This is a genomic window from Leclercia sp. 29361, assembly GCF_011290365.1.
Classification (GTDB): Bacteria; Pseudomonadota; Gammaproteobacteria; order Enterobacterales; family Enterobacteriaceae; genus Enterobacter; species Enterobacter tamurae.
The window spans coordinates 3426037-3446179 of sequence record NZ_CP049786.1 but is presented as its reverse complement, the minus strand read 5'-3'; the positions used below and the strand labels follow the sequence as shown (position 1 = coordinate 3446179).

40 protein-coding genes are annotated in these 20143 nt (G+C 54.0%); 20 read left to right on the top strand and 20 right to left on the bottom strand.

Going from position 1 to position 20143, the window contains the following annotated elements:
* Positions 1–26: 26 nt before the first annotated feature.
* The 20 genes from G7090_RS16590 to G7090_RS16495 all read right to left on the bottom strand — a co-directional run bounded on the left by G7090_RS16590 (position 27) and on the right by G7090_RS16495 (position 10051).
* Positions 27–566: a DUF2058 domain-containing protein gene (locus tag G7090_RS16590; protein ID WP_166183211.1), complete on the bottom strand. Its 540-nt coding sequence runs from the start codon at positions 564–566 to the stop codon at positions 27–29.
* Between the two features lie 89 nt (positions 567–655).
* Positions 656–1195, bottom strand: a complete 540-nt coding sequence (locus G7090_RS16585; RefSeq protein ID WP_166183209.1) for an isochorismatase family protein — start codon at positions 1193–1195, stop codon at positions 656–658.
* Positions 1196–1322: 127 nt separating this feature from the next.
* Positions 1323–1544 (bottom strand): hypothetical protein, encoded by a 222-nt coding sequence (locus G7090_RS16580; protein ID WP_166183207.1) that lies wholly within the window; start codon positions 1542–1544, stop codon positions 1323–1325.
* A 574-nt stretch (positions 1545–2118) separates the two neighbouring features.
* Positions 2119–2346 carry a hypothetical protein gene (locus G7090_RS16575; protein ID WP_242685332.1) on the bottom strand — a complete coding sequence of 76 codons (228 nt, stop codon included), beginning with the start codon at positions 2344–2346 and terminating at the stop codon, positions 2119–2121.
* 8 nt (positions 2347–2354) lie between these two features.
* Entirely contained in the window at positions 2355–2594 is a 240-nt protein-coding gene (locus G7090_RS16570; RefSeq protein WP_166183203.1) for a DUF4222 domain-containing protein, read from the bottom strand.
* Positions 2557–3168 (bottom strand): morphogenetic protein, encoded by a 612-nt coding sequence (locus G7090_RS16565; RefSeq protein ID WP_166183201.1) that lies wholly within the window; start codon positions 3166–3168, stop codon positions 2557–2559. Before G7090_RS16565 ends, G7090_RS16570 begins: the two co-directional genes overlap by 38 nt.
* A gap of 11 nt (positions 3169–3179) precedes the next feature.
* Positions 3180–3401: a TraR/DksA family transcriptional regulator gene (locus G7090_RS16560; protein WP_166183199.1), complete on the bottom strand. Its 222-nt coding sequence runs from the start codon at positions 3399–3401 to the stop codon at positions 3180–3182.
* 281 nt (positions 3402–3682) lie between these two features.
* Positions 3683–4219, bottom strand: a complete 537-nt coding sequence (locus G7090_RS16555) for a hypothetical protein (RefSeq protein WP_166183197.1) — start codon at positions 4217–4219, stop codon at positions 3683–3685.
* Positions 4216–4434, bottom strand: coding sequence for a hypothetical protein (locus G7090_RS16550; protein ID WP_166183195.1), 219 nt, complete (start codon positions 4432–4434; stop codon positions 4216–4218). Before G7090_RS16550 ends, G7090_RS16555 begins: the two co-directional genes overlap by 4 nt.
* Positions 4431–4982 carry a phage N-6-adenine-methyltransferase gene (locus tag G7090_RS16545; RefSeq protein ID WP_166183192.1) on the bottom strand — a complete coding sequence of 184 codons (552 nt, stop codon included), beginning with the start codon at positions 4980–4982 and terminating at the stop codon, positions 4431–4433. The genes G7090_RS16550 and G7090_RS16545 overlap by 4 nt, the downstream gene beginning before the upstream one ends.
* Entirely contained in the window at positions 4979–5137 is a 159-nt protein-coding gene (locus tag G7090_RS16540; RefSeq protein WP_166183190.1) for a DUF1317 family protein, read from the bottom strand. The genes G7090_RS16545 and G7090_RS16540 overlap by 4 nt, the downstream gene beginning before the upstream one ends.
* Before the next feature lie 12 nt (positions 5138–5149).
* Positions 5150–5632 carry a siphovirus Gp157 family protein gene (locus tag G7090_RS16535; RefSeq protein WP_166183188.1) on the bottom strand — a complete coding sequence of 161 codons (483 nt, stop codon included), beginning with the start codon at positions 5630–5632 and terminating at the stop codon, positions 5150–5152.
* Complete coding sequence (locus tag G7090_RS16530; RefSeq protein WP_166183187.1) at positions 5629–6525, bottom strand: recombinase RecT; 897 nt, start codon at positions 6523–6525, stop codon at positions 5629–5631. The genes G7090_RS16535 and G7090_RS16530 overlap by 4 nt, the downstream gene beginning before the upstream one ends.
* Positions 6526–6548: 23 nt before the next feature.
* Positions 6549–6833: a host nuclease inhibitor GamL gene (gamL, locus tag G7090_RS16525; protein WP_166183186.1), complete on the bottom strand. Its 285-nt coding sequence runs from the start codon at positions 6831–6833 to the stop codon at positions 6549–6551.
* Positions 6834–6903: 70 nt separating this feature from the next.
* Positions 6904–7113, bottom strand: coding sequence for a DUF551 domain-containing protein (locus tag G7090_RS16520; RefSeq protein ID WP_166183185.1), 210 nt, complete (start codon positions 7111–7113; stop codon positions 6904–6906).
* On the bottom strand, positions 7100–7273 hold the full coding sequence (locus tag G7090_RS16515) for a host cell division inhibitory peptide Kil (RefSeq protein ID WP_166183182.1): 174 nt from the start codon (positions 7271–7273) through the stop codon (positions 7100–7102). The genes G7090_RS16520 and G7090_RS16515 overlap by 14 nt, the downstream gene beginning before the upstream one ends.
* A 545-nt stretch (positions 7274–7818) precedes the next feature.
* Complete coding sequence (locus tag G7090_RS16510; RefSeq protein ID WP_166183180.1) at positions 7819–8079, bottom strand: hypothetical protein; 261 nt, start codon at positions 8077–8079, stop codon at positions 7819–7821.
* A gap of 37 nt (positions 8080–8116) precedes the next feature.
* The gene (locus G7090_RS16505) at positions 8117–8731 is read right to left on the bottom strand and encodes a hypothetical protein (protein ID WP_166183178.1); all 615 of its coding nucleotides are present in this window, start codon (positions 8729–8731) and stop codon (positions 8117–8119) included.
* A gap of 44 nt (positions 8732–8775) precedes the next feature.
* Positions 8776–9024 carry a hypothetical protein gene (locus tag G7090_RS16500; protein WP_166183175.1) on the bottom strand — a complete coding sequence of 83 codons (249 nt, stop codon included), beginning with the start codon at positions 9022–9024 and terminating at the stop codon, positions 8776–8778.
* A 394-nt stretch (positions 9025–9418) separates the two neighbouring features.
* Positions 9419–10051 carry a LexA family transcriptional regulator gene (locus G7090_RS16495; RefSeq protein ID WP_166183173.1) on the bottom strand — a complete coding sequence of 211 codons (633 nt, stop codon included), beginning with the start codon at positions 10049–10051 and terminating at the stop codon, positions 9419–9421.
* A 98-nt stretch (positions 10052–10149) separates the two neighbouring features.
* Here G7090_RS16495 and G7090_RS16490 point away from each other — a divergent pair, with 98 nt between their 5' ends.
* The 20 genes from G7090_RS16490 (at position 10150) to G7090_RS16395 (ending at position 20132) form a co-directional block, all read left to right on the top strand.
* Positions 10150–10365, top strand: coding sequence for a helix-turn-helix domain-containing protein (locus tag G7090_RS16490; protein WP_166183170.1), 216 nt, complete (start codon positions 10150–10152; stop codon positions 10363–10365).
* 116 nt (positions 10366–10481) lie between these two features.
* A complete protein-coding gene (locus G7090_RS16485; RefSeq protein WP_164539908.1) occupies positions 10482–10766 on the top strand; it encodes a CII family transcriptional regulator in 285 nt (94 codons plus the stop codon).
* 34 nt (positions 10767–10800) lie between these two features.
* Positions 10801–10968 carry a hypothetical protein gene (locus G7090_RS16480; RefSeq protein WP_166183168.1) on the top strand — a complete coding sequence of 56 codons (168 nt, stop codon included), beginning with the start codon at positions 10801–10803 and terminating at the stop codon, positions 10966–10968.
* On the top strand, positions 10955–11851 hold the full coding sequence (locus G7090_RS16475; RefSeq protein WP_166183166.1) for a DNA replication protein: 897 nt from the start codon (positions 10955–10957) through the stop codon (positions 11849–11851). The genes G7090_RS16480 and G7090_RS16475 overlap by 14 nt, the downstream gene beginning before the upstream one ends.
* Positions 11841–13274: a DnaB-like helicase C-terminal domain-containing protein gene (locus G7090_RS16470; protein WP_166183164.1), complete on the top strand. Its 1434-nt coding sequence runs from the start codon at positions 11841–11843 to the stop codon at positions 13272–13274. Before G7090_RS16475 ends, G7090_RS16470 begins: the two co-directional genes overlap by 11 nt.
* The gene (locus G7090_RS16465) at positions 13274–13606 is read left to right on the top strand and encodes a hypothetical protein (protein ID WP_166183162.1); all 333 of its coding nucleotides are present in this window, start codon (positions 13274–13276) and stop codon (positions 13604–13606) included. Before G7090_RS16470 ends, G7090_RS16465 begins: the two co-directional genes overlap by 1 nt.
* A 313-nt stretch (positions 13607–13919) precedes the next feature.
* Positions 13920–14426: a hypothetical protein gene (locus tag G7090_RS16460; protein WP_166180985.1), complete on the top strand. Its 507-nt coding sequence runs from the start codon at positions 13920–13922 to the stop codon at positions 14424–14426.
* A complete protein-coding gene (locus tag G7090_RS16455; protein WP_166183160.1) occupies positions 14423–14593 on the top strand; it encodes a hypothetical protein in 171 nt (56 codons plus the stop codon). The genes G7090_RS16460 and G7090_RS16455 overlap by 4 nt, the downstream gene beginning before the upstream one ends.
* The gene (locus G7090_RS16450; RefSeq protein WP_166183158.1) at positions 14590–15066 is read left to right on the top strand and encodes a hypothetical protein; all 477 of its coding nucleotides are present in this window, start codon (positions 14590–14592) and stop codon (positions 15064–15066) included. Before G7090_RS16455 ends, G7090_RS16450 begins: the two co-directional genes overlap by 4 nt.
* 4 nt (positions 15067–15070) lie before the next feature.
* Entirely contained in the window at positions 15071–15781 is a 711-nt protein-coding gene (locus G7090_RS16445) for a hypothetical protein (protein WP_166180982.1), read from the top strand.
* A gap of 187 nt (positions 15782–15968) precedes the next feature.
* Entirely contained in the window at positions 15969–16424 is a 456-nt protein-coding gene (locus G7090_RS16440) for a YbcN family protein (protein ID WP_166183156.1), read from the top strand.
* On the top strand, positions 16424–16594 hold the full coding sequence (locus G7090_RS16435; RefSeq protein ID WP_032612199.1) for a NinE family protein: 171 nt from the start codon (positions 16424–16426) through the stop codon (positions 16592–16594). Before G7090_RS16440 ends, G7090_RS16435 begins: the two co-directional genes overlap by 1 nt.
* Positions 16587–17195, top strand: coding sequence for a recombination protein NinG (locus G7090_RS16430; protein WP_166183154.1), 609 nt, complete (start codon positions 16587–16589; stop codon positions 17193–17195). Before G7090_RS16435 ends, G7090_RS16430 begins: the two co-directional genes overlap by 8 nt.
* Entirely contained in the window at positions 17192–17419 is a 228-nt protein-coding gene (locus G7090_RS16425; RefSeq protein ID WP_166183152.1) for a hypothetical protein, read from the top strand. The genes G7090_RS16430 and G7090_RS16425 overlap by 4 nt, the downstream gene beginning before the upstream one ends.
* A complete protein-coding gene (locus G7090_RS16420) occupies positions 17416–17595 on the top strand; it encodes a hypothetical protein (protein WP_166183150.1) in 180 nt (59 codons plus the stop codon). Before G7090_RS16425 ends, G7090_RS16420 begins: the two co-directional genes overlap by 4 nt.
* Positions 17592–17702, top strand: coding sequence for a hypothetical protein (locus G7090_RS16415; RefSeq protein WP_166183149.1), 111 nt, complete (start codon positions 17592–17594; stop codon positions 17700–17702). The genes G7090_RS16420 and G7090_RS16415 overlap by 4 nt, the downstream gene beginning before the upstream one ends.
* A complete protein-coding gene (locus G7090_RS16410) occupies positions 17702–18391 on the top strand; it encodes a bacteriophage antitermination protein Q (RefSeq protein WP_166183147.1) in 690 nt (229 codons plus the stop codon). Before G7090_RS16415 ends, G7090_RS16410 begins: the two co-directional genes overlap by 1 nt.
* Before the next feature lie 277 nt (positions 18392–18668).
* Positions 18669–19040: a phage holin family protein gene (locus G7090_RS16405; protein ID WP_114387227.1), complete on the top strand. Its 372-nt coding sequence runs from the start codon at positions 18669–18671 to the stop codon at positions 19038–19040.
* Positions 19024–19668: a glycoside hydrolase family 19 protein gene (locus tag G7090_RS16400; protein WP_166183144.1), complete on the top strand. Its 645-nt coding sequence runs from the start codon at positions 19024–19026 to the stop codon at positions 19666–19668. The genes G7090_RS16405 and G7090_RS16400 overlap by 17 nt, the downstream gene beginning before the upstream one ends.
* Positions 19656–20132 (top strand): Rz lytic protein, encoded by a 477-nt coding sequence (locus tag G7090_RS16395; RefSeq protein WP_166183142.1) that lies wholly within the window; start codon positions 19656–19658, stop codon positions 20130–20132. Before G7090_RS16400 ends, G7090_RS16395 begins: the two co-directional genes overlap by 13 nt.
* Positions 20133–20143 lie beyond the last annotated feature (11 nt).

The window sequence follows — 20143 nt, the reverse complement described above, 5'->3', positions numbered from 1 at the left end:
CCTCCTGGAGAGGTGGTCTGTCAGGGTTACCACATCAGATCGTCTGGCACGACAAAATCGGCGTACGGATCGTCTTCGTCCTTCGCTTCCTGAGTCAATTCGCTGCTTAACACGATATAGCTCGCATCACGCTGGGAAATTTTCTCGGCGACGATGGCGGGGATAATCGCATATTCGCTCTCACGGCCCGCGTCGGCAACCAGACGCGCAATGGCGAGACGGCCATTGATCAGCTGTGCTTGCGTGGTTTTATCGACATAGATTTTTTTGATCAGGTTATTGTCGGTGAAGTTAAAACCGATATCGCCTTTTGCCACCACGATCCGGTTCATCTCGATTAACTGCTTGATCTGCGCCTTATACTCTTTCGCCAGGGCGGCCTGCTTCTGCTGCTCGCTTAACGCTTTATCACGTTCAACCTGCGCCTGCTTATTCACTTCAACCGCTTCGCGTGCTTCACGCGCCTGCACGCGGGATTTTTTGGCGGTGCGCTGCACTTTCGCCATTTTTTTGCTGGTGACTAAACCAGCTTTAAGCATCTGCTCTTGTAGTGTGAGTTTGGTCATGTTCGTTTCTGAAATCCGTCAAATGATTGGCAGATTATACCCTGGAGCGTTGGTGGCGTGCCAGGTGATGGACGCCCGGGGCACAGTATTCAGGAAAGCTGGAACGCCGCGGCGTCGGTAACCTGCGCAAAACCGGCATCGAGCAGACCCAGGGTCACATCATGAATGGCCTTTGCGCTGAGCTGATGGCTTTCCAGCTCAAAGCTGAGTACCGCATCTTTTAGCACCGTCATCTTTAACCCCAGATCGGCGCCCATTCTGACGGTTGAGTTAACACAAAACCCGGCCACAGCACCGATAACCACCACCTCAGCAATACGCGCCTCCTGGAGATAAGCCAGTAATCCCGTTGAGCTGAACGCGGAGGAGGTGTGTTTAATAAATACCGGTTCGTCAGCGCGCTCTTTGAACGCGTCAAGGGGCTGGCTTGATGGCGAGCTGTGATGGAGAGGGGAACCCTGCTCAGGCGTCTGGTGGCGTACGTGGATGACGGGGGTGCCAGAGGTTCTGAATTTTTCAATTACCGAGGTCATGTTTTCAATGCTGTTCTGCGGGAAGTAATCCACACCCTGTTGGATTCTCTCTTTTACAAAATTCTGCATATCGATGATGAGTAGCGCTTTTGACATATTACCCTCTGTAAACCGGACTGGTGGCATGGTAAGTCAGCGTTCAAGAGTAACTGTTTTTGCTCAGGAGCGTCAGCGCCCTGGTTTGGTGGGGGGGGGAGCTCCGATAGTCCGGAGCTCTGGCGTCTTAGCGAACCACGTTACCGTGCTGTACGCAGCGACCATCGTTGCAGTTAACGGCGTCCACTCTGGCGGCGCGGTGGTTTCTTGCCTGCGCGGTGACCGTCGCGGCCGCTACCGGGTGGTCGGAGTTTGCCACTACCGCAGCGCGCTCAACCGGGTGAAAGATAACCCCGGCAAACGCAGAGCAAGGGGCAATTAAGGCCAGAACGATCAGGATTCTCTTCATGTACTTTCTCCGTTATTTTTTGAGATGCGAATTTGTTTTAACGGCGCGAGAGTACAGCACAGCGATAGGGGGCGTTGTGGGTATGGGTGCTATTGGCTGGGAAGGATAAGTCGGAACGGAAGACGGGAGAATGTCCCCTGCAGACATCTAATGGATTCGATAAGTGCAGGGGATGTATGGGGAAATTTTGATGTGAAGAAAATTGTGCCCGCTGTTATGCCCGCAAAGGGTATTCACGATGCATTTTCAACTGGGGGAAGAGCGTGGTTTTTCCACTTGAGATAATCGGCATAAAGCCAGCGTGAGGATCTGCCGTACTTGATCGGAGGAGGGAGGTTTCCATTCTGGATTTGTTTATAGAAGTACCGGTCAGTGAAACCAGCATCTCCCATCATAAACTTCATGTCAATGAGTGAGTCGTCTCTGAGTTCTCGCATGGGTTTTATCTCCGGTTTGGGAATCGAACCTGAAAGCCAGGCAAAAAGAACCCGGCACGATGGCCGGGGATAGGGGGGATAACGTGGCAGTGCATTCGCACCCAATAGCCGACTCAGTGAATCAGCTATCAGTTGCTTCAGTCGTCTTCATCGTCCCAGTCTTCGTCGTAATACGGCGAGGCCAGAAGGGGGTTTGTTGCTGACAACATTTCACCTGCTGAACCCTGTCGTTGAAGTCGGCGAAGCGCTTCGTACAGTTCGAATGCTTCCGTACGCTCATCTCCAATATCGAGGGAGCACGCTACTTTGTGCGCCTCTGTAACCAGCGTTGCCAGCTGGCTACGAATATCCTGAATAGTGCTCATATCTCTCCTCATGCCGCACGCATAGCGCGAAGCCGTTTAATGTGCTCGCTCGTCTCCAGTTCGGCGCGGATCTGCTCCGCCTCCCGGTGGTCGAGGTGTTCAAAGTCGTTGTTAAATCGGTCGATTGAAGCGGTGTTGATTCGGCCCTGTCGCCAGTAGCGGACTATCTGTGAATTGCAGCTGTGGATGATGACGGGCCAACCGTGCTGGTCAGCGTAAGTCTGACTCCGTTGAATTAGCTGGAACATTGGGCACCACCTTAAATTCGACTACCCAGACCCACGGGTTGGCCTGCCAGCTGTCGTCGCCGTAGATAGATTTCCACAACTCTTCCCACGCCTGGAATCCATAAGTGGCAGGGCGGAATTCATAAAGACCACAACCAAATTCTTTGCAGATATCTCCCAGGGTTATGTCCTGCAACCGCTCGACCCGCACATCGGTGATCTCAAGCAGAATGCGGCTGGCCCAGCGCGGCATATGGATGGCTGGACGCCAGCGGCCTCCCTCCGGCCAATCTTCCGGCGTTGTAGCGCGGTACGCCAAATCGTGGCTGTTCTGGTCGATGTTGTAGCGCGCCCACGTCTCGCACACCCAGATGCGATCGCCTGGCTTTCCGTAAGGGCAGCTGATCAGCTTGATGCGTTCGTTAACTTCGTGCCCCGGGCCATCACCGCACAGCCAGGATAATTCGGCGACGCCGGGTGATCCTTCCGCAATATCAACACTGAGGCTTGGGCCAATGGCTTGCTTTAGCAGACGCCGGGCCTGAGTCTTCCGGCCATCGAGCAGCGCCCGCACCATATCTTCGTTGAAAATCATTCCGCGCTCTTTCACTGAATTCCCCTCTGCTTATTCCGTAACTCCATCTCACCCTGACACTCAACGCACATCGTGCATCCCGGATACGCTTTCCGGCGAGCCTCCGGCAGCGGTTCGCAGCATTCTTCACAGTGCTTTGCCGATACCGCATCACGGTTAATCCTGTGAGCACTCAACGCAGCATTACGCTGCAACTCTTCGACGGCTGATGCGTCGTCTGCAAAATCTGCCATTGTTCACTCCCGCTTAACCTATTTCTTTGGAATTAAGTTTCCCGCAGTGCACGCACTGGAGCGTATGAAGAGTCGCTATCCTATTAGGCCTGCTATCTGTAGATGACTTGTAGTAATGCCTTTCATTTGAGCTGATTACAGACCACTGATGCATGCCGAAAAAGCACCTCCAGTTTCTTTTGTCTTCCATTGTCAGTGTTCCCTGAACTGTCGGTTAATCCTGCTGACGGCAAACGCCAGCAATAAAAAAGGCCGCATTAGCGACCCGGTGATTTGTGCTGTCATGCGGCGCACTCCATACTGTCAATTCCACCCCTCACGGCGGTAACAATCCGATCCAGATATTGGTAATGATGGTTCGGAACGGACGGCCATTTTGCATACCATGGGTCATCACCAAGCAGGTTAAGCAGCTTGTCACCGACGAGGTAATTGCAGCAGCTCGCCTTCACATCATCAGCGCTTTCTGCCTCATCCCACATCGAGCGGGCTTCGTTGCCATCGATTTCCTGCTCCCGACGCAGCTTGATAATCTCACCCTTAACGAAAGCGAGATTGGCGTCATTGTCATCATCAACAGTGCTTTGCAGCTGCGGGTCGAAGTAGCCGATCAGGTACTCGTTGCTGACGCGCTTAATGAACTCCTGCACCGAGTCATCGCCCATTGCAAACCATGCGCCAGTCCACGCCTTTCCGTAGCAGGTGATGGTGATACGGCCTTTTCCAGGCTCATAGTTTTCAATCATCACGCGAACCGGGTCGAGGCGCTCAAGCTCCGTAAGCGTGAACGCCAGAACGTCAATTTTCTCTACCTTCATGACTCCACTCCATAGCGGCCCTGCATGCGGCCAATTTTGCTGATGAATCCAAGCTTATCGATGCCGATGGCGGCTATCTTCTGATAGTGCTTGTCGAGGATTGGCGGAACGACAGTGTTCCATTTGGGCTTTGGCCGGGCCTTCATCACCTGGCGGATTTCAGCCACGCATTTGCGGCATTGCGATCTGACGGCGTTTTCACTTTCTGGCGTCATGCGGCCTCCCGTCTGGCGAGAAGTTTCACCCCGAATGACATCAACTCATCCCGTTCCACAGTTGCGAAGTGGCAGTGTGTACGCGGGTATGGCCGCCAGATGAGCAACATACTGCCTTTGTTATTTCCAGAGACAGGCTTGCCGGTGACCGGGTTGATAAATGCCAGCCGCCCGGCGGTGATAAAGCGCACCTCGCTGGCCGTCTCGATAGCCTCACGGAACCAGCCGACAGAGGTATCAGCCGGAACCAGCATGACGGTGCCGATCTGATTCTTGCTCTCTCCTGCAGCCTTTTTCACAAACGGCGTGATATCGCTATAGGGTGGGTTCAGCCAGCAGTAACCGGGGATAGTGAGGTAATCACCCCACGGCGTCTCAAGCGTGTTCTGCTCGGCGGTGATGAACTTGCGGCATAGCGTGTTGCGCGGCGCTGCGGCGGCGTCCAGTTGAAAGCAGAATTCAGCATCCAGCGCTGCGAACAGAGCCGGTGGCGTGCGCCATAAATCACGCTGATCTGCTGGCGTTTTACTCCCGGTGTAATCGGTCATGCCGCCTCCCGCTTATTATTGAGTTCTTCGGCAAGTCGCTGGGCCTTGAACGGATTCTGAATAACCATGCCGCCCGGTAGCATCCACCCGCGACGTAAATTGGAATAAACGAGCGTCACCGATCCCACGCTGATGTTGTCGTGTGCATTTTTCATATATCACCGGGTTTACTTGATGATGAGAGAGGGCTTGCCGATCTTAATGCGCGCGCCGGGGATATCGATACCGGCATCGAGCTTATGCTTGATGGCTAACTTGTCAGCTTTGATGACCGTGTCGTACTCGACATATTCAGCGGGCAGGGAGGCGGCGTCGGTAATCTCAACTGACTTGGATGGGGCCCTGACGGTTACCTGGTGGATGCCAGCTTTGATGGTAGTCTTGCCTGCAGTATCGAGAGACCGGGCAACATACTCTTTCATGCTAACCACTCGGTTCTCGGCAGCCTTTGCACGTTCAGCCAGTTTGCGGGACTCCTCCTTGAGCGTCTCCGCATAGGCCTGCTCGTTTTTGCAGGCAGCCAGAATCTGCTCCACCTTCGCCTCAAGCTCCCACTCGATGCCGTCCAGGGTATCTGCAATCATCTCCGGATCCATATCGGAGTCAGTCAGCTTGGCGAAGTCATTGGCTATTTTGTAGAGGGCGGTCATTGCGCCACCTCCTCAAACTTCATTTTGCACTCGGAATAGATGGCCTGAACGTTCTGCTGCAGCTTCATGCCGGCCGTCATTCTGTAGGCTGTCTGGAAGTGCATTTTCAGATCGTGCATGGTTTCAGCGCGTTCCATCTCATCGCACAGCGCCGATACCCGGTCGTGAAGCTCCTGCTTTCTCTGCTCTTCCGACAGGATTACTTCACTCTCTGGCGTGTGGGCCATAACCGGCTCCTGGTGGATTCCCTCATCTTCGTTGATGACGTGGATCGCGTTATCCAGACGCTCAGCGCGGGGCCAGTACTTGCTGGCTCGCTTGACGATGGTCTTACGCGCCATCTCCTCCCAGAAGTTCTTCCAGGGGCCGTTCTTAGCCTTGCTGGTAGCTTCCGTCGCCTTGATTTCTGCCAGGCTCATTTCTTCCGTCAGGTAGTCACCATCAGGCGTTTTCACTGTGCAGTAACCGCCAACAACTGCGCCGCGGTCACCGAAGGCGTTATATTTGTGAGTAGGTGCAGTATCGAGGCCGTTTGACTCGTAGGTGTCGTTTGAGTAGACCAGTTTGCACTGACCCCACTTAATGGATCCGGTAGCCTGGGCGAGATGAAGCAGGCCCATATAGCTGATATCGAGACACACCATGCCGTCGCGCGGCACCAGATAAGCCAGTTTGCTCGCCGGGTTCAGCGTGATGCCGATGGCGGCCACGTTGATGATCGCGTTCTGCGCGCTGGCCGGGTTGCTGATTGCCGTTGTAGCCAGCCTGTCGTTTCGCTGAAATGCCTGAATTGCGAACTGGCTTTCTTTCGCCCACGTTACGGACTGATCGGTGACCGCCCCGGCAAAGAGCGGCTCCTGCTGTTTAACGAACTCAACGATGCTGAAGCTCATTATTTACTCCTGATAATCTGGTTTCAGAACGGGCAGCCGGTGCGGTGCTCCCAGTCATGCTCTGCCTGGGCGTAGGCCACTGCCGAAACGAAGTCGTTGTATGCCTCGGAAGCTTTATCGCTGCGAAGTCCTTCGTATGGGCTGGAGTCGATCGGCACGGAGAAGTGGAAGAGGCCGGACGGCTCTTTTGGCATCATGTCGATGATTTCCTGCGCCCGGTCGTCAATCCACTTCTCTTTCTCGTCGATTAACTGCTGCTCGACCCAGCGACGATCCTCTATGTGGTCGTATGCGCGATATGCGGCCATGGGTTACTCCTGAAATTGACGTGCGTCACCCGGCACCGATTGGCTGCTAGATGTGAAATGGGGTGGGGGATTACTCGGTTGGTGGAGGTGGAAGTGGCATCCAGTGTGAAACTTGGTAGGGGCTGCCTTTTTTCCCATAGACATCAAACCAACAGCCAACCCACAGGCCTTCGCCTTTATATCTCCCGTTCTCGATATTGAAATGCTCGTTACAAGAGATTCGAATCAGCACCTGCTCGCCAACATCCGGCATCCGCTCTATGCACTTAATCCACTGCATACTCACCTCCGCGCTGATTCGAATTACCGCGATACCACGGCATTCCCGCAGCTCTCTTCATCTCTTCGTTGGCTTCCATCCACTTGGTGCCGTTGCGTTGTGCAATGGCGTCACGGGCTTTCTGCTGGGCCATACGGAGTAACTGGTGATTGATGGTCATGACTTCCCCTCCACCTGCTTAAGCAACCCGGCATACGCCATCTGCGCCCGGTCTAAGGTGATTGACTCGCGCGGCTTCTCGACCGACGTTAGCCGCCATACATTCCCCGTTACCTTTCGTACTGTGTACTGCTTGCCGTTGTGTGTGACTGTCATAATCTCTCCGCCCGTTGGGCTGCTGAACTAGTGCAGACGCGTCATTGACGCAATATTGGTAGCGGTGGATGGCCGCCGTCTCATAACTGAGTCGCCTACTTGAAGCGACTGAGGTATGAAAAAAGCCGCTGGTTAGGCGGCCTTAATTGAATAGAGATAATCTTTGCCGGCCTGCGTTAGCTGGTAAGAGGCTGGCGCATATCGCGCGTCTTTGTTTCTGTCTTCCACCAGGCCTAGCGCCTCTAACTTCTCGCGCGTTTTTGGCTTCCAGTAGGATGGGTAATCACGGTAATGATCGATTTCCTTAAGGCACTCAATCATTGGTTTGGTTAGGTTCAAATGTCCTCCGTTAGCTGAGGTATGAGGCAATAAAAAACCCGCCGTAGAGGGTCAGATGTCAGTCAGTTGGTAGTCGCAAATCATCTCGCAACTACTCTTGTCCTCTTCATCTCGGGGTCGCAGCCCTACCTGCTGCGTTTCCTGCTTAATCTCACCCCAGCAAACTTGGGCCACTTCATCCGGCCATCCGTCACCCGCATCACCACGGTAGTAGTCGATGGCCTCATCAGCCGCTGCCTTCGCCTCTTCGGCTGTCTTATACGTTTCGAATCCGTTATCTGGGTCGAACATGAAAAATTTGTAACCCGCCATACCCTTACCCTCTGTAGTTACCAGCTAAAAGGCCGCGCTATGCGACCTGTTTCACTGAGCGAATTGTTGTCCACGACACCGAATGCTCTGCCGTCAGCTTGAAGTGGCGCTCGCACTCATAGCATTTGTGCTCTTCCTGGCAGGCGTCGTATGATTCATCGGTGGATATTTCAGCCTTGCACCATGGGCAGCGAGCCGCGTCTTCGTGCCAGAAATCCATCTCATCGTATTCATCATCAGGCACGATCCGGGCCTCTGCTTCTGCGAGACGCTGTCTGTTAATCTGCTCCTGACAGTCATTGCAACGCCATCCACCACGGCATCCCCATGCTGTCGTCGTGCTCCTTCTGTCGCCGCCACAATCAACGCATACATCATGCTTCTGGCAACGGGAATATGCCCATTCTTTAGGCTCGCCATTGCAATGGTCGCAGCCTTCAACCCAGTGCCAAACCCCATCAATTTCCTTTGAATACCAGCTCTTCTCTGGAGGAGTGATTTCAAAATCGCATTCCTGGATGCATTTCCCCCCCTGGACGATCCGCTTTCCGAACATCTGAGTGCTGCCACTTCTTACCCGTTCAATCCCAGGGAAGAGGCGAGGGTCGTTAATGACGCCCCGAATAATCTCCCCATCAATTCGTTTGCCCATACCCACCCCTTTGTTTATTCACCGCAGGCCACTCGACCCGCTGATTAGCGAGCTGTAACTTGCTTTGAATTGCGATGACCAGCTGCGAAGATTGCTACTTCTGGTAAGCAGCTGGCCCCGCCGGTATTGCTTTCACGAAGGCTGCCGAGCGAAGTGGCGCGGTCTACTCGTGACATATCCTGTTTTCTTTCCTGTGCCGCGTTCTGAGAAGCCTCAGCGCGACGCTTAGCCATCAGCTCACCACGTTTCAGATAACGCCGTGTAACGCTGTTGCTTGCGATTAAATTGGTCATACATCCTCCAGTGGTTGCTTTGGTGGATTGATAAATGTGACGTTGTGGCTCGCGTCGTATCAGCGCCTACCGCCATCCCGATTCGCTTATGAGATACGCCTCATGCCGCGTTACTTTTAGGCTCGGTCATCAATCCCCAAAGCAACTTCCTTTGGTCTCCCACAAGGGCGGGAGAAATTACCCCATCGATTTTAAAGAGCTGAGACTTCGTTCCGTGTCTAGGTGGTGCTTCCTGTTGATGAGATAAAGATACAGATAAAACTGTATTATCGTCAACAGACAAAACTGTATTTATTATCGTAATAAACATATGCACCTGTAATTTCGGAAGATTTATTTTTGTATAGGCGAAAAAAACCGGCATCAGCCGGTTCTTCAGGAGAGGGAGTTAGGGTTAGCGCTTGCGGCGGTAAATACGGTGCTCAATCATTACACCGATGATCACTAAGGGCTGTAGTGAGCTGTTAATGACAGGGTAATCATCATTCAGCGGAACAAGCTCAAAGTGCTGGCAGCCCATAGCGTCGGTAAACGTGGGGCGGTACTTCTTAAACGTGGCCTGATCTCCCCCATTCTTTGCAACTACGAACTCACCTGGTACTGGCTCCACCTCTGGGTCAACAATAATAACGTCACCGGCCTTAAAGTCCGGCTCCATGGAGTCACCCTCGATGCGGAGGGCGAAGCTGTGCTCTGACAAATCCAGATCCGTCAGGATGTATTCAAGGCTACCATCGAAAGCCTCTATAGGGCTCTTATCCGCAAGCGCACCCGCCTGCACGTAACTTATCAAAGGAACTCTCCTGCTGTTCACTTCGGCTATCGGCATAAATGCGCCGCCGTTCATAAGCCAGTCAGCGTCGCTGCGCAGCGCCTTGGCTATGCCAACTATATTACGCGGCTTAAGAGTTTTCCCGTCTTCAATGCTCTGCCAGGACTGCTGGCGAATACCGGCTCTCTCAGCTGCTTCTGTCTGGGTAAGGCCCAGCTCAATTCTTTTTTGTTTTACGCGATCTGCAAGGCTCATAAATCCCTCTCTCTGTATGCCTTGATAGTCACAGTTAAAACTGTAATTGACAAACAGAAATAACTGTCACAGAATACAGATAAAACTGTGGAGGTGATATGGAAACAATTTCTCAACGCCTCAAGCAAAAACGTGAAGAGATGAATCTGTCTCAGGACCAGCTAGCAAAACTGGCGGGTATGAAACAGCAGTCTCTTCAGGCCATCGAGGCAGGGACAACAAAGCGCCCACGTTATTTGGTTGAGTTGGCTCGTGCGCTTAAGTGCGATCCAGAATGGCTGCTCTTCGGCGACCCCCGCCAGGCACAGCACTGATTCAACACTAAGCACCATCGCTCTTTAACATCGCTGCACATCCTCTCCGCCCATGTGGAGATAACAAAAACGCATCATTGGGTGCGCATTAACTTATTCAACACAAGGAATTATCAATGAAGGATAAAGCAAGTTACAGCAAGCCAACACGTCAGGACGTAGATCGTGCCGAAACGGATCTGCTCATCAATCTGTCTGCGGTCACTCAGCGAGGTCTGGCGGAGATGGTGGGGTGTCATGAGTCGAAGATAAGCCGGACAGACTGGCGCTTTATTGCCGCCGTCTTGTGCTCGTTCGGGATGGAATCAGATATCAGCCCTATCAGTCGGGCCTTTCATCACGCGCTCAATGCGCTCACAAATGAAAAACGTCCAGCTGTTGGTAGCAGTCTGGACGCTTAATGACACTGTGTTACGTCAGGTAACGGGAGTAATTATGACAAAAGCTCGCAGAAAGTACCAGGAAAAAGAGGAGCGGCGCCATCCCGCCGAGCCGGAAGGTTTAGTTGTCACAGCGTCAAAGAACCGGGCGTTTGCAGAGCGTCTGATTGGCGTTATCCGACTGGCACTGATCACATCAGGGGTGAAGCATGGTCGTCGTTAAGTTAGCAGATTACCGGCATACCGCCGTACCAACGCAGGAGGCAGCCAGTATGGGGTATGTCTCTATACACCGCCAGTTTATGGATAGCCGGCTCTACAAGGACTCTCAGGCCGTTCATCTTTGGCTTCACCTGATCCTCAAAGCCAATCATGACGACGCCGTAGTTAACACCGACATTGGCCCGGTCACTGTAGGAAGAGGCCAGATGCTTACAGGGCGTCCTACCCTGGTCAGCGAGACCTTCATTCCTGACAACAAGGTGAGAAGTTTACTGCGGAGTTTTGAGGCTAAAGGGATGCTTCACATCAGCTCGATGGGCAAGAAATTCAGCCTGCTCACAATCGTGAAATATGACGATTTCCAGGCAAAAAATTGTCCAACGGTTGTCCAACGGTTGTCCAACGGTAACCCCAGTGATGACGCGCCTCTCAGCGAAGATTGTCCAACGGTTGTCCAACGGTTGTCCATAAACAATAAGTCTTTAAATAACTTACTACCTAAAGGTAGTAAGTATGTCGCCCCCGCCGAAGAAAAACAGGCTGAAAAGTCCAACAGAATTTCCTGCGAAGAAATCTGGAATGCTCTTCGGGAATGCGTACCTGATGCCAGGGGATGGAATGCCATCACTCCAAAGCGCCGTCAGCTGATCCAGAAGTTCTGGAGAGAGGCCAAGCCTATTGCCAAGCAGTTTGGTGATGCAGAGCCTTTCGGCATGACAGCTTTCAGACAGTACCTGAGCTACCTGCACACCTCCTGCAGATGGATGTTTGAATCCCGCTCAGACCAGAAGACAGGCAAGACCTGGCAGAAGCGCAACTACGAATTCATCCTGAATTCCGAGCTTTACGCCCAGGTTCGGGAAGGAGACCGTGATGACCGTTGATTTCGTGACCGTACCTCACAACGTTGAAGCAGAGCAGAGCGTGATCGGCGGCCTGATGCTGGTAGGCGATAGCAACGAACGCGCCCAGCAGGTGCTGGCAATGCTCAAGCCTGAGTCGTTCTACGTCCGTTGGCACCAGGTGATATTCACCGAGATGCGCCAGATGTACCGCGACAACAGACCGGTCGATGCTCTTACCCTCTTCGACGCACTGGAAAGCAAAGGGCTTGCGGAGCAGGTCGGTGGGTTTGCATACCTGGCGGAGATCGCCAAGAACACGCCCAGCGCTGCAAACATCGTGGCCTATGCCGCATCGGTCCGTGAAGCCGCTATGGAACGCTACGGCATCCAGCGTCTGACGGAAGCTACCGAGTTGCTCTATTCCCGCAACGGCATGAACGCCACGCAGAAGTTTGACGCTATCCAGTCCATTTTCACGCAGATGTCCGATCACTCGAAGACCGGAGCCCGCCGCGGCCTGAGGACGTTCTCAGACGTGATGGAAGACTGGGTGGATGACCTGGAGAAACGCTTTGATCCGGCAGGGGAGCAGCGCGGACTGAGTACTGGGGTTCCATCACTCGACCGACTCCTGGCGCCAAAAGGTCTGGTTAAGGGTTCGCTGTTTGTGATTGGCGCTCGCCCAAAGATGGGTAAGACGACCCTGTACAGCCAGATGGCAATTAACTGCGCTATCCGTGAGAAGAAACCTGCGCTGATGTTCAGCCTCGAGATGCCTGATGATCAGATCCTCGAGAAGCTGGTAGGGCAGAAGTCCGGCGTTAACCCGAGCATTTTCTACATGCCGGCCACCGAGGACGCTGACGATCAGTATAAGGGTGACTACGACGGAGACTTCAAAAAGGCCATGGGTACAGCTGCGCGACTGAGTGAGCTTGACCTGCTCTACATCGACGACACGCCGGGAATGACGCTGGCGCACGTTGTCGCTGAGTGCCGGAAGGTGAAGCGGCAGAAGGGTGTTGTCGGGATGGTGCTGGTTGACTATCTGACCCTGATGACCGCAGAGAAAGCCGACCGTAACGACCTGGCCTACGGGATGATCACCAAGGGGCTAAAAAACCTCGCCAAAGAGCTTGGTTGTGTCGTGGTGCTGCTGACCCAGCTTAACCGTGAGCTGGAGAAACGAACCAACAAACGCCCGTTACCAAGCGATTCACGCGACACAGGCCAGATTGAGCAGGACTGTGACTACTGGGTAGGCATCCACCGGGAGGGCGCTTTTGATGACAGCGTTCCGCCAGGCGAAACCGAGTTAATTCTGCGCCTCAACCGCCACGGCAGCACCGGCACGGTTTACTGCAATCAGGTGAATGGAGCTATCTACGACTGCGACCAGACGGCTGAACAAGCGCGCCGCCGTGAACAGGAAGCGAAACCAGCTAAGAAGGGTGGATTCTAATGAACACAGCAATGCAAATCATCATGAACTCAGATTGTCGGGAGTTCCCTGACACCCTCCTGACGCTGGAGTTATGCCGCGCCACTGCCCGGGCTGACGGTCGCAAAATTGGCGAATCCCTCCGGGCCTGCGCAAAGGTGAAAGCTCGTCAGGCGAAGAACCGCAATCTCTACAACACGCTGATCGAGATGTCCCGAAGCCAGTTCCCGGAAGTGCAGATGACCCGCATCCGTAGCTGCGTAGATCGGATGGAGAAGGCGCTGAGCCGTGAGGTCGGCAACATGACACTGACCGAGGATAACTTGCGCGAACTGCGCGGGGAGGCGGCATGAAACACTGCAGCCAATACGCGGAAATCATCCAGTACGTAACCAAACACCCAGGCTGCTACATGTCAGATATCCGTCGCGACACATCCATCCAGAAAGGGGCGATAGCTTCGGTGCTAACCAACCTGACCAGAGTTAACACTCTGCGCCGTGAGGGGTTCGAGAAACGCTACCGCTACTTCGTTGTGCGCCCGGAAGACCGGCCAGTTATCGCTCCTAAGCGGCAGCCAAAGCAAATTAAGCAGAACACAGCCAACCCACTTAACAACCTATTCAATCAGTGCCTGGCTTCGGTCAGGGGCGGGAGAGCATCAGTATGAATGAGCGCGAGCAATTAGCGAAAGATAACGGGATGACCATCGAGTTCGTGAACTGGTTTTTCGACAACAAGAAGGATGGCTGCGGAAACGTCTGGTTCATGATGATGGCAGCCATGTGGGAAGGCTGGAAGGTTCAGGAAGCCAAGTGCGCGGCGCTGGCTGCTGAAGTGCAAGCTGTGCGATGGGCTTGCGGACAGGTGTACATGAAAGGCTACAACCACGGGCACCTAAACACCGTTGATGGGCTTGATTATGCCAGTGAGACAGAGCTTGTAGAGCGGGGTGGGGAGGCGCTAGCTGATTTCACTGACCCGGATCATTGCGGAGTGGCTGCTGATGCTATCCTGGCTGAAGTGCGGGCTCAGGGTGTGGATATGTTTGCTTCAAAGTGCAAAGAAGAGTCGAAGTGTGCTCACTCTTCAGATTGCAGGGATTCGTGGTGGGTGTCCGGTGAAAATGCTGACGAGTTCGCCGCCCAACTTCGCCAAGGAGGTGCGGCATGATCTGGATCCTCTTATCGCTGAGCACTGGTTACTACAACTCAGGCAATATTTCAGGCATTGAGTTTAACACTCAAGAAAATTGCATTGAGGCTATGGAGCAGGTGAAAAAGCAGGACAAGGTGAACGCCGCGCTTATGTGCGTGAAGAAAGGGAAGGCAGCCAAATGAGCAATATCGATGTACTGTCGGCGAAGCTGAAAGCGGCGGCGCAGGACGAAATCATGTGTCGTGAAGCCTGCGACACATCAGATTTATGGCAGGACGTGGCCAGCCCTGAGAACGTGCTGGCGCTAACAGAGGCGCTGGAAGACTACAAAGCAGCATACGAAGAAGAAGCCAGAGACAAAGAGGTTCAGCGCGCAGTTATTGATGATGCGCTGTGCAAGTTGCTCCCCGGCATCCAGTACATGGACCCACCTGACGGCGGCAGCGTTACGCCACTGGAGCAGGTGCGCCGGATGGTTGCTGACTATCGTGAGCGTTTGAAGATAGCGGAAAGTCGATGCGATCACCGTAGCAAATTCTGGGACGTGTCAGGCGTACAGAGGTGCACACTTTGCGATAAAGCCATCTCCAGTGATGGAGATCAGCAGGTCGCAGAACTGGTCGCCGCTGGCATCATCACTAAGGTGGGGGAGTAGGGATATGGCTACTTTGCAGGAATTAATCGAATCTGAAATTTGTGACTTCTTTGCCGGATTCGGCAGCCCTGGAGAACCTGAAACTCCGGAAGATATGCAGTCTCAGTTGCTCGCACGAATTGCTCCACTGCTCGCCAGCATGGAGCAGGACCCGGTGTATCAAGCCTGCAAAGAGGCCGGCGTGTGGGTGGATATTGATCCTGCCAGTGTGATTTCGCTTCGAGCAAATGGGGAGCAGGTAAGGGCTCTTTACGCAGTACCGCAGTTACCGCAGCCAGAGGTGGTATCTGTGCCTGAGGGCGTGCTTAAAAGCCTCTTACCCGATGTTGAGAAGTCCGAGTTCTGGTTTGAGCATGATGGGAAAATCTTTTTTGAAGGCGTGAAGTTTAACAATGCGGTATTTGAAGCCTGCCGCGCCGCCATGCTTCAGGGTACTCACCGCGACTTATCACATCCAGTAGACCCACAGGTTGCTGAGTACGAGAAAATCATGCATCAGGCCATGCCGGATGGGTGGGTGGCTGTACCGGTTGATCCGACAGAAGAAATGCTGGATGAGTTCGACTCAATTACTGATTACGGCGCAGAAGACTCAAAGGACGCATGGAGCAGACTGATTGCAGCAGCACCGCAGCAGGAGGCGAAGCTGGCACTTGCCGAAGGCATGGCTCGGTACGGTGATGCAATGCAAAAGCTCGCAGATAATGGCGACTGAAAGTTGATAATCATTTCTCAAAACTAGTGGTATAATCACTGTGCCGCCGGAGTGAACGACCGGTGGTGCAGGCGCGTCATATTGGGGACGATATGACGACACACATCGAGTACACCAATACCCTGTCACCGATGCAGAAATGCACCGGCGATTTTCTGCATTCTGCGGTTTCCTGTGAGGGGGCCGTATGAACATCCCTCAATGCGGCATCAAGCTGCACTCCGGCAACTTCGCAGAAATCGGCAAGATGCTGCAGGAGCAACTCGCTTCCGGCCAACCTCTGCGCCTGCAGGTCAAAGAGTGGCGCGAGAAGCGTAGCCTCTCTCAAAATAGCCTCAGCCACATGTGGTACCAGGAAATCAGTGAATACCTGATTAAATCCGGCCGCACCGACACTACCCCCGAGTGGGTTAAGCGCAACCTCAAAAAGACCTACCTCGGCTGCGAAGAGGTCACCTACACCGACTTCATCACCGGCACCAAAGAAACCACCTGGGAGCCTCGCCACACGGCTCAACTCGATACGGGAGAGATGCATATCTTCCTGTGCAAAGTAGAAGCGTGGTGCGCTCAGTTTGGCCTGGTGCTGACTATCCCGAACGGCTGCGAATATCAGCAGCTGCGCGATAAGCAGGAGGCGTAATGGCTAGCCCTCTCGCTCGCATCATCACCAACGAAATCTACCGGGTCCGGACTCGCCGCAAGCGCAAGCCGGAACTCAAGCCATCCGAAATCCCAACCCTCAAGGGCTACACCGCCCGTCTTGTCGATCAGAAATGGCTGCGCCTGGCAGCAAGGAGAAATCATGCGTAAACCAGCCCGGCGTAAGTGTAAGGTCTGTAACGAATGGTTCCACCCGGCGTACAGCAATGTCGTCTGGTGCTGCCCGGCTCACGGCGCTATCTACGCATTGGAACTGAGAGCAAAGCAGAAGGTGAAAGAGGCGGCCAAGCGAATCAAGGAGCAGCGCCAGAAGGAGCAGGAAGCGCGAAGGAGCCAAGCCGAACGACGCCAGGCAGTTAAGCCACTCAGCCATTGGTTGCAGATGACTCAACGCGCCGTCAACGACTGGCGGCGCACTACGCTGCTGGCTGCCGGGTATGGCTGCATCTCATGCGGAACAAAGACCGCCTTTGCATGGCATGCCGGGCACTACCGCACTACGGCCGCCGCACCACAACTCCGCTTCAACCCGGACAATATCTGGCTGCAGTGCTCAGCTTGCAACGTTCACAAATCAGGCAATATCGAGGCCTATCGAGCAGCACTGGTTAAGCTGATCGGCGAAGAGGAAGTGCAGGCTCTGGAATCCAACAACGAAACCCACCGTTACACCCGCGAAGAACTGGACGGCATCCGCGCCGATGCCAGGGCGAAGCTTCGCGCCCTCAAACAGCAGGAGATCGCAGCATGAATAAAATCCATTACCCATGTGAAACGGCAGCGATCTTCCAGGACGTGCTGTTCGTCATGCGAGTTAACCATTACTCAGAGCTTCTGTGCGCAGCTGACAGAGCCGCAGAGTTCTATCTCAACTACTTCCCTTACGCGACGCTCGGAAACATCCGTGACGGCATCCTGTATAGCTTCGGTGGCCTGTATCTGAATGACTACGAGCTGATCCGGGAGGCAGCATGAGCACCCACAATACCCTCGCATTACTCAACTGGTACCGCTCAAAGCATGTTGCTGCGGTAAAGACACCTGCAGGCATTGTCTTTATGGGGATGCGTAACATCACGGCCGATCAGCGGAGGACGCTCCTGGCAATCCCGCAATCTGACCTCGAAGCAGCGCTGAGGATTCAGCAATGACCCGTGACCAGATAGCCCGATACCAGGCCGAAAGCGTCATGCGCGCCAAGATGCCGCCAGTAGCAAAGCACAGCCAGACCAAACAACCTCAGAAGGAAGCCGCTTAATGAACGTTCAATATTTGCAGTATGTGCGTGAGCAGTTGATCGTTGCGACTGCAGATCTGAGTGGGGCCACTAAGGGCCAGTTGGTCGCCTTTGCTGAAAACGCTATGTTCACTGCCACTCCGCGCAGCCGTTCCCGCGTGAAGGTGATTAACCCGGCTAACGGGAAACTGGTTAACCCGAGCAATCCGCCGATCCCCGGTAAGCAGTCTCGCGCCAAGGGGTCACACATCCCGCTGGTTCAGCCGGTCGAATACTCCACCGCATCGTGGCGTCGCGCGGTCCTGTCGCTGGATGAGCACCAGAAGGCGTGGCTGCTCTGGAACTACAGTGAGAACACACGCTGGGAGAACCAGTTGGCGATTACCCAATGGGCTTGGGGTGAGTTCAGGGCGCAACTGGGCGTGAAGAAGGTGGCTGGGAAAACGATGGACAGGCTGAAGGCGTTAATCTGGCTTGCGGCGCAGGACGTCAAAGAGGAGCTGGCTGGGCGTGACGTTTATGAATATCAGGCACTGGCCGAGTTGATAGGCGTGGCGAAATCCACCTTTACGGAAACATATCTGCCGCACTGGCTGGCAATGCGCAGCAGCTTTACACGGCTTGATAGCCACTCTCTTATCTCAGTAACGCGATCACGTTCACAACAAAAGGCGACAAACTTTAACTCAAGTCTTGCAAAACCGAACTGAAACGCATATATTTCATGTAAATCTGATATCGTCGCCATAGCTTTGGTTGCCGACTTAATTACACAAAAGAGCCCGAGGTTAACGCCTTGGGCTTTTTCGTATCTGGAATACCCCTGCCTGGGACCATAAGAGCTACGGCTCAAGCAACACCCTCATCTTGGCAGACCAGAACCTGCCTTTTTTATTTTCGGGCTCCGGGGATCACCCTCGACATCTCCCGTTGCTAAATAGCCCTGAGAGCCCGACCCAAATCAACGAGCACCACACCGGTGCCATCATGAAGAAATCGATTATGCAAGACAGACCGGATACCTGGGCCGTTATGCTTGCGTGGCTTGTAAACCACAAAAACGAAGCTGGCTATTCGGTTCTGGCTTTTGTCATGTCGATACTCGCTACCTCACGCGGCGCTAAATCAAAGTGGAAAGACCGGATCGCCGGCGCAACGATGTGCGGCATCCTCTGCTTCTTCGCTCAGCCCACGCTCACGGCCATATGGGCAATCTTCAACTGGAACTTTCCGCCTGAACTCTGCTGGCCTATCTCGGCTGGCGTGGGTTATGTGGGAGTGGATTCACTGTTCGCCTATGCGCGGCGTCGTCTTGGCCTGAATGAACCGGGAGAAAAAGCTAATGCTGACCCTCAGTAAATTCCAGCAAACCACTGGCGTCAGCTCTGCTCTGGCGCAGAAGTGGTTCCCGGTGGTCAACGCCGCCATGCAGAAATACGGCATCAACACCCCTCTGCGGCAGGCACACTTCCTCGCACAGGTGGGGCATGAGTCATCAGGGTTTGTGCATACCGAAGAGAGCCTGAATTATCGCTACGGTGCGTTGCTGGCTATGTTCGGCAACCGCATCAGCCAGGAAGAAGCGCTCAGGTATGGCCGGGTTGATTCGGGCCAGAATGCTCACCCTGCAGACCAGAAGATGATCGGCAGCATCATCTACGCCAACCGGAACGGGAATGGCGATAGGAATACTGGTGATGGCTATCGTTACCGCGGGCGCGGCCTGATACAGGTGACAGGGAAGGCGAACTACGCCGCACTGGTGAAGCAGCTTGGCGTTGATATCGTTCAGAACCCGGAGCTACTCACACAGCCTCAGTACGCCGCTGAATCAGCAGCTGCATGGTGGAGCAATCACGGACTTAATTCTGTCGCCGACTCTGATGATGTTACCCGCATCACCCGAATCATTAACGGCGGCACAAATGGACTGGAGGACAGGAAAGCCCGCTTGACTAAAGCTAAGGGGGTTTTATGTTCGGTTTAATCAGTTTATTCCGCTTTTTCAAAAACAACGCGCACATCCTCATCCCATGCGCATTCATCATCCTTGTTGCCATCTGCCTGTGGGGGCTAAATGCGCGCAACTACCAGCTTACTGCCACGAACGAAAGGCTTACCCAGCTTAACGACAGCAAGGATGTGCAGATTAACGATCTGAGGGCGAAGAATGACGATCTGGCGGGAAGCGTTAAAGAACTTGCAGGAGCGGTCAACAGGCAAAACGTTGTCATGTCGGAAGTGGCAGAGCAACGGGCAGAAGCCGCCCAGCAGAACAGAAAGCTACAGGGTGAGATTAAGCGTTACCTGGCAGCAGATAAGTGCGCTGTCGCTCCTGTTCCTGATGCAGCTGTTGAGCGGTTGCGCGCCGCAGCAGAAGCCGCCCGTGGAATACCGGGTGGTAAAGACGCCGGTCCTCAACCTGCCGGCAGAGCTAACGTCCCGCATTGATGTGCCGGATC

Bases quoted from the DNA above. Each gene is read 5' to 3' on its own strand.
- G7090_RS16415 (WP_166183149.1), top strand. From the start codon at position 17,592: ATGACCCGTGACCAGATAGCCCGATACCAGGCCGAAAGCGTCATGCGC.
- G7090_RS16550 (WP_166183195.1), bottom strand. From the start codon at position 4,434: ATGACGCCAGAAAGTGAAAACGCCGTCAGATCGCAATGCCGCAAATGC.
- G7090_RS16460 (WP_166180985.1), top strand. From the start codon at position 13,920: ATGAATGAGCGCGAGCAATTAGCGAAAGATAACGGGATGACCATCGAG.
- G7090_RS16395 (WP_166183142.1), top strand. From the start codon at position 19,656: ATGTTCGGTTTAATCAGTTTATTCCGCTTTTTCAAAAACAACGCGCAC.
- G7090_RS16405 (WP_114387227.1), top strand. From the start codon at position 18,669: ATGAAGAAATCGATTATGCAAGACAGACCGGATACCTGGGCCGTTATG.
- G7090_RS16510 (WP_166183180.1), bottom strand. From the start codon at position 8,079: ATGGCGGGTTACAAATTTTTCATGTTCGACCCAGATAACGGATTCGAA.
- G7090_RS16515 (WP_166183182.1), bottom strand. From the start codon at position 7,273: ATGACCATCAATCACCAGTTACTCCGTATGGCCCAGCAGAAAGCCCGT.
- G7090_RS16420 (WP_166183150.1), top strand. From the start codon at position 17,416: ATGAGCACCCACAATACCCTCGCATTACTCAACTGGTACCGCTCAAAG.
- G7090_RS16475 (WP_166183166.1), top strand. From the start codon at position 10,955: ATGGTCGTCGTTAAGTTAGCAGATTACCGGCATACCGCCGTACCAACG.
- G7090_RS16555 (WP_166183197.1), bottom strand. From the start codon at position 4,219: ATGAAGGTAGAGAAAATTGACGTTCTGGCGTTCACGCTTACGGAGCTT.
- G7090_RS16535 (WP_166183188.1), bottom strand. From the start codon at position 5,632: ATGACCGCCCTCTACAAAATAGCCAATGACTTCGCCAAGCTGACTGAC.
- G7090_RS16500 (WP_166183175.1), bottom strand. From the start codon at position 9,024: ATGACCAATTTAATCGCAAGCAACAGCGTTACACGGCGTTATCTGAAA.
- G7090_RS16585 (WP_166183209.1), bottom strand. From the start codon at position 1,195: ATGTCAAAAGCGCTACTCATCATCGATATGCAGAATTTTGTAAAAGAG.
- G7090_RS16565 (WP_166183201.1), bottom strand. From the start codon at position 3,168: ATGATTTTCAACGAAGATATGGTGCGGGCGCTGCTCGATGGCCGGAAG.
- G7090_RS16470 (WP_166183164.1), top strand. From the start codon at position 11,841: ATGACCGTTGATTTCGTGACCGTACCTCACAACGTTGAAGCAGAGCAG.
- G7090_RS16530 (WP_166183187.1), bottom strand. From the start codon at position 6,525: ATGAGCTTCAGCATCGTTGAGTTCGTTAAACAGCAGGAGCCGCTCTTT.
- G7090_RS16490 (WP_166183170.1), top strand. From the start codon at position 10,150: ATGGAAACAATTTCTCAACGCCTCAAGCAAAAACGTGAAGAGATGAAT.
- G7090_RS16425 (WP_166183152.1), top strand. From the start codon at position 17,192: ATGAATAAAATCCATTACCCATGTGAAACGGCAGCGATCTTCCAGGAC.
- G7090_RS16435 (WP_032612199.1), top strand. From the start codon at position 16,424: ATGGCTAGCCCTCTCGCTCGCATCATCACCAACGAAATCTACCGGGTC.
- G7090_RS16560 (WP_166183199.1), bottom strand. From the start codon at position 3,401: ATGGCAGATTTTGCAGACGACGCATCAGCCGTCGAAGAGTTGCAGCGT.
- G7090_RS16520 (WP_166183185.1), bottom strand. From the start codon at position 7,113: ATGCAGTGGATTAAGTGCATAGAGCGGATGCCGGATGTTGGCGAGCAG.
- G7090_RS16570 (WP_166183203.1), bottom strand. From the start codon at position 2,594: ATGTTCCAGCTAATTCAACGGAGTCAGACTTACGCTGACCAGCACGGT.
- G7090_RS16545 (WP_166183192.1), bottom strand. From the start codon at position 4,982: ATGACCGATTACACCGGGAGTAAAACGCCAGCAGATCAGCGTGATTTA.
- G7090_RS16590 (WP_166183211.1), bottom strand. From the start codon at position 566: ATGACCAAACTCACACTACAAGAGCAGATGCTTAAAGCTGGTTTAGTC.
- G7090_RS16580 (WP_166183207.1), bottom strand. From the start codon at position 1,544: ATGAAGAGAATCCTGATCGTTCTGGCCTTAATTGCCCCTTGCTCTGCG.
- gamL (WP_166183186.1), bottom strand. From the start codon at position 6,833: ATGGCCGCATATCGCGCATACGACCACATAGAGGATCGTCGCTGGGTC.
- G7090_RS16465 (WP_166183162.1), top strand. From the start codon at position 13,274: ATGAACACAGCAATGCAAATCATCATGAACTCAGATTGTCGGGAGTTC.
- G7090_RS16410 (WP_166183147.1), top strand. From the start codon at position 17,702: ATGAACGTTCAATATTTGCAGTATGTGCGTGAGCAGTTGATCGTTGCG.
- G7090_RS16540 (WP_166183190.1), bottom strand. From the start codon at position 5,137: ATGAAAAATGCACACGACAACATCAGCGTGGGATCGGTGACGCTCGTT.
- G7090_RS16505 (WP_166183178.1), bottom strand. From the start codon at position 8,731: ATGGGCAAACGAATTGATGGGGAGATTATTCGGGGCGTCATTAACGAC.
- G7090_RS16575 (WP_242685332.1), bottom strand. From the start codon at position 2,346: ATGAGCACTATTCAGGATATTCGTAGCCAGCTGGCAACGCTGGTTACA.
- G7090_RS16445 (WP_166180982.1), top strand. From the start codon at position 15,071: ATGGCTACTTTGCAGGAATTAATCGAATCTGAAATTTGTGACTTCTTT.
- G7090_RS16485 (WP_164539908.1), top strand. From the start codon at position 10,482: ATGAAGGATAAAGCAAGTTACAGCAAGCCAACACGTCAGGACGTAGAT.
- G7090_RS16430 (WP_166183154.1), top strand. From the start codon at position 16,587: ATGCGTAAACCAGCCCGGCGTAAGTGTAAGGTCTGTAACGAATGGTTC.
- G7090_RS16400 (WP_166183144.1), top strand. From the start codon at position 19,024: ATGCTGACCCTCAGTAAATTCCAGCAAACCACTGGCGTCAGCTCTGCT.
- G7090_RS16480 (WP_166183168.1), top strand. From the start codon at position 10,801: ATGACAAAAGCTCGCAGAAAGTACCAGGAAAAAGAGGAGCGGCGCCAT.
- G7090_RS16450 (WP_166183158.1), top strand. From the start codon at position 14,590: ATGAGCAATATCGATGTACTGTCGGCGAAGCTGAAAGCGGCGGCGCAG.
- G7090_RS16455 (WP_166183160.1), top strand. From the start codon at position 14,423: ATGATCTGGATCCTCTTATCGCTGAGCACTGGTTACTACAACTCAGGC.
- G7090_RS16495 (WP_166183173.1), bottom strand. From the start codon at position 10,051: ATGAGCCTTGCAGATCGCGTAAAACAAAAAAGAATTGAGCTGGGCCTT.
- G7090_RS16440 (WP_166183156.1), top strand. From the start codon at position 15,969: ATGAACATCCCTCAATGCGGCATCAAGCTGCACTCCGGCAACTTCGCA.